Origin of the sequence: Xanthovirga aplysinae, from assembly GCF_009711365.1 — a bacterium.
Lineage (GTDB): Bacteria > Bacteroidota > Bacteroidia > Cytophagales > Cyclobacteriaceae > Xanthovirga > Xanthovirga aplysinae.
Genome location: NZ_SMMB01000839.1, coordinates 1 through 4,576, shown reverse-complemented (window position 1 = coordinate 4,576; position 4,576 = coordinate 1). Strand labels below are relative to the sequence as shown.

At 35.0% G+C, this 4,576-nt stretch carries 4 protein-coding genes; all 4 read left to right on the top strand.

Annotated elements, in window-relative coordinates:
• Positions 1-380: 380 nt before the first annotated feature.
• Positions 381-1,679: a CsgG/HfaB family protein gene (locus E1171_RS06540; protein WP_187696306.1), complete on the top strand. Its 1,299-nt coding sequence runs from the start codon at positions 381-383 to the stop codon at positions 1,677-1,679.
• A gap of 249 nt (positions 1,680-1,928) precedes the next feature.
• Positions 1,929-3,353 carry an LPP20 family lipoprotein gene (locus tag E1171_RS06535; RefSeq protein WP_155205208.1) on the top strand — a complete coding sequence of 475 codons (1,425 nt, stop codon included), beginning with the start codon at positions 1,929-1,931 and terminating at the stop codon, positions 3,351-3,353.
• A 62-nt stretch (positions 3,354-3,415) separates the two neighbouring features.
• On the top strand, positions 3,416-3,985 hold the full coding sequence (locus E1171_RS06530; RefSeq protein ID WP_155205207.1) for a hypothetical protein: 570 nt from the start codon (positions 3,416-3,418) through the stop codon (positions 3,983-3,985).
• A 273-nt stretch (positions 3,986-4,258) separates the two neighbouring features.
• Positions 4,259-4,576, top strand: a 318-nt coding sequence (locus E1171_RS06525; RefSeq protein WP_155205206.1) for a DoxX family protein, incomplete at its 3' end; no start/stop codon positions are given.

The window sequence follows — 4,576 nt, the reverse complement described above, 5'->3', positions numbered from 1 at the left end:
GTGTTTCTTTGTGGATTTTTTTATTTCATTTTAGGTATTATCTTTATTAATAAATAAATACCATTTTCTTTTTACTTTTTTAATTTGACTCTTTATTAATGGAATGATTTTTGGGTGTTGTTGAAGTGGAATTGTATTTAATGTATTAATAAAAACCGAATTTTGGAGAATTTTGATGTATTTATTAACAAATTCCTGACATTCTTCATTTTAATAATACAGGGTATAAAACAGGTTTAAAGCTTGTTGGGGAATTTTTAACTAGAAGTAAAGCTTCAATTCGAGATAATTCAATGGGGAGAATCAAGGGGAATTCATTTCTTTTATTAACTATTACCTGTTTGCTTTTTCTTTTATCTGCATGTTCCGGATCCAGGCGAATGGCAAAAAAAGCATCTAAGTTGGCCTCGGCAGGAGAATATGAAATGGCTGCTGCCTATTATTATGATGCGCTTTTGCGGAATGACAAAAATATTGACGCTAGACTAGGGCTAAAGAGAAATGGACAAATGGTATTGGATGATTTGTTAGAAAAGTTTTACAAATTTCATGCAATAAATGACCATAAGGCTTCTGTTTACAGTTTTTTAGATGCTAAAAATTATTTCAAAAAGCTGTCCAGGGTAAGTGTGAAATTGACATACCCAGTATACTATGATGATTATTTTGAAGAAAATAAAAAGGTCTATTTGACTAGTTTATATCAAACCGCAAATCAACATTTAGAAGAAGAGGAATATAGCGAAGCTCAAAAAAAGTATGATGAAATAATCAGGCTATCACCTAATTATAAGGATGTAAGTGAGAGAAGAAAAGTTTCTGTTCTCGAGCCGATCTATCTAAAGGGGCTTCAGGCTTTCGAAGCTGAATCCTATAGAAAGGCTTATGATTATTTTACCAAAGTAACCACTCAAGATGCTTCCTACAAAGATGCCACAGACTTTCAGGAGCAAGCCATTATTAAGGGGCGTTTCACCCTGGCACTTCTACCTTTCCAAAATTTAACACCCCATAGGAATGTCGAGGAAAAAATTGCTGCCTATTTTATGGATGGTATGGTGAATTCAGGAAATCCTTTTGTAAAACTGGTGGATAGGGAGAATACAGATAAGCTGTTGGAAGAACAAAAACTAGGTTTAAGTGGGGTGATAGACGATAATACAGCCGCAGAAGCTGGGGCTTTATTAGGAGTAAAAGCCGTATTGACAGGTAAACTGGTCGCTTATAAAGCCAAGAAAGGAGAAACAGAGCGAATTTCAAAAAAAGTGAAAGAGGGTTATAAAGTAAAGATTTATGTTGATTCAACGGATTCTTATCATGCTGAGACTCGATTTCGACCTGCAAAGTATTTTGAGTATAAAAAATCAAATTCTGTATTGTTAACTTTTCAATATAATCTGATTTCTTCAGAAACTGGGGAGATCCTTCATTCAGATTTAATTGAAAAACGTCTCGAGGATAAAGTGCATTATGCGAGATATAAAGGAAACTATAAGAATCTTTATCCTATAGAGGAAGGAGGTTTGTTTGGGTATAGTAGAAGGAGAAATTTACATAGATTATTCCAGAGCCGTCATGAGCTGGAAAGTTTGGAGTCCATGTCGCAGCGGGCTTTTGGAAAGGTTGCACAAGAGGTGGTCAAAGGAATTTCGGATTATGAAAAAAGGAGAGACCAGTAGGTTAATAAATAAGAACTTTCATGAAGCACCAAAGTTTCATCAATAGAGATGAAAAAGGGTCATGGGAGTCCTTTGGACCTATTAAAACAATGTTTTTCTAATGAATTAATAATTATGAATGTTGTGGAATGACTTGGCAAGTTTGAATTACAAAGCCCCTTTAGATTTGTTTTTCATTCTTTTTGGCCCTTGTGATTCCTACTTCTTCATTTCTAATCTTTAATTCTATTTGCATAAGCTATAATCTTAATGAAAGAAAATATAAAAAAAGTAGGTTGGGTTTTCCTGTTATGTTTATTGATTGGTTTAGACTCTTGCAAAAGTCAGCAGTCAGTTCAAATACAGGAAAAGCCTATAGCAGAAGAAGAAAAAAGACCGGAATGGTTGGTGAAAAGGCCCATTGATATTAGATATTATGTTGGAATTGGGGCCAGTATGAAGAAAAAATACCCTACTAATTTTGCAGATATTGCAAGGAAGCACGCCCTTCATGATTTGGTTTCTCAGATAAAGGTAAAAATATCCTCAGAATCGGTCTTTTATCAATTGGATAGAGGGAATAATTTTAAGGATGAATATCTTTCTAATATACAGACTTCCACTATTGAAGAATTGGAGGATTACGAATTAATAGGCCAATGGGAAAATGAGGAGGAATATTGGGTCTATTTTCGCTTGTCGAAACAAAAGTACACTGAACGAGCGGCCTTAAAAAGAAAACAGGCAGAAAGCATTGCTTTAGATTTTTACAAGGAGGCAGAAGATTTCTATCATAAAGGTGAAATTCACCAGGCTTTCTCTTATTATCTAAAATCAATACAGACGCTGGAGGAATATTATGGGGAAGCAGTTACAATAGATTTTGAGGGCAAACCAATTCTATTGATTAATGAGTGTTTTAATCGCTTGCATCATATTCTAGCCCATACTGGAATTTATCCTGAAAAGAGTTCTTTTAAATTGAAGAAAGGAACTTTTAAGGAAGTTGTTGCTTCTTTTTCTGTTCTTTATAAAAATCCTGAAACCCAGGAGATCCTCCCTTTTGGCCGTTTGCCTTTAATTTTATCCTTTAAGAATGGGAAGGGCCAATTGTCAAAAGATTTGCAAACTAATCCACAAGGAAAAGCTTTGCTATCCATTTATTCTTTTGATTCCGAACAGTATAGAAATACAGTCAGCATAGAAATGAATTCAATGGCCTTTGCCCAGGGGGAGAAATTATCTCCTTTTACTGAAAGACTATTGGAGTTTTTTCCTACCGTTCAAAGTGAAATTCACTTTGAATTGACTTCCCCTAACATATTTCTTGAGGCAAAGGAAACCAATCTTGGAAAATCTATGGAGGTGAAACCTGTAACTTTGGCCATAAAAAATGCCTTAAGTGCAAAAGGTTTTGTGTTTACCGATAAAAGAAATAGTGCCGATTTGTTGCTAAAGATCGAAGCAAATACCAGAAAAGCTGGTAATAAGGCTGACTTTCAGACTTCTTATTTAGATATAGACCTGAAATTGGTAGAACTTAAGGAAGGTTTAACTATTTATAATAAATCTCTACGCGATATCAAAGGGGTTCATTTATCCTATGATGAAGCGGGTATGGTAGCTTATCGTAAGTCAACAGATGTACTAAAAAAGGAATTAATTCCATCCTTGTTAAGAAAATTGAATCCTTAGGAATCAGGCATGTTCCTTCCTAAATAATTCTTGAATCTATTAATTAATAAACTAATTCGCCTATGAAAACCTTAATCTTTAGACTTATTTCAGCAGTTTGCTTATTTACTGTGGTGGTGATGATTAACGCTTGTAAAAGTAGCAAAAAAGCTCCTAAGGGGGAGGTCGAGCTCACGCTTTACTGTACTGGAAAAGACTTCACGACAGACAAGAAACATTTCAGAGCTAATGCCATTGGGGAAAGCCTGGACCAGATGACTGCAAAAAAGAGGGCTTACAGTAATGCTCAAACCGAATTAGCAGGTGCAATTAATCTTACTGTAAAAGCTGTGGTAGATAATTATGTGAATTCCAGGGAATTGAATAACCAAGAAGAAGTGTCTGAACGATTTGAAACTCTTTCTCGACAAGTTATTGACCAACGACTTTCGGGAATACGAACGATTTGTGAGAAACATACAAAAACGGCTGAAGGGAAATTCAAAACTTACCTGGCTATAGAGCTTTCGGCCGAAGAATTAGCTACAGAAATAAGTCAACGCCTTTCTTCTGATGAGCGTCTGAAAATTGACTACGATTATGAGAAGTTCAAAAAAACCTTTGAGGAGGAGATGAATAAACTTCGGCAGTAAAATTTATAGATGGTCTGGAATTGGAGATTTTAGCTTGGAGTTATCATGTCGATAACAGAACGCTCCAGGGTTAAAATTTCTTATTCCAGATTATCCTTGTAAAAGTGCTTTATTACTTTATGTTCTTGATATTAAATGTTTTAAGGCTGTTGTTAGGTATCCTCTCGGCTTTGACCTTCGTATACTTTTTTGAATGGCCTTTTTGTTTTCCTTATTAAAAAGGAGAATGTTTAAAGTGTTTCCATTGTTTTCTCAATAAAAAAAGGAGGACTCATGGATTTTGATATCATGAATACTATGCATCGGGTGGAGCACTATGGTGATTCTCACCATACCAAACTCATTAGCATTGGAAGAATGCTTCTAGGAATCTTCATTTTTTATAAAGGAGTACTTTTTATAAGGGACACATCTTACATTTTGGATATTCTTCAAAATAGTAGCCTGGAGTTTGGAGCCTTTATGATAGCCCATTATGTAGCCTCTGTTCATTTAATGGCAGGAGTTTTAATAGCTATTGGATTGATAACCCGGCCTGCCATCTTGTTTCAGATTCCCATTGTAATTGGTGCTATATTCTTTAATGCTTCT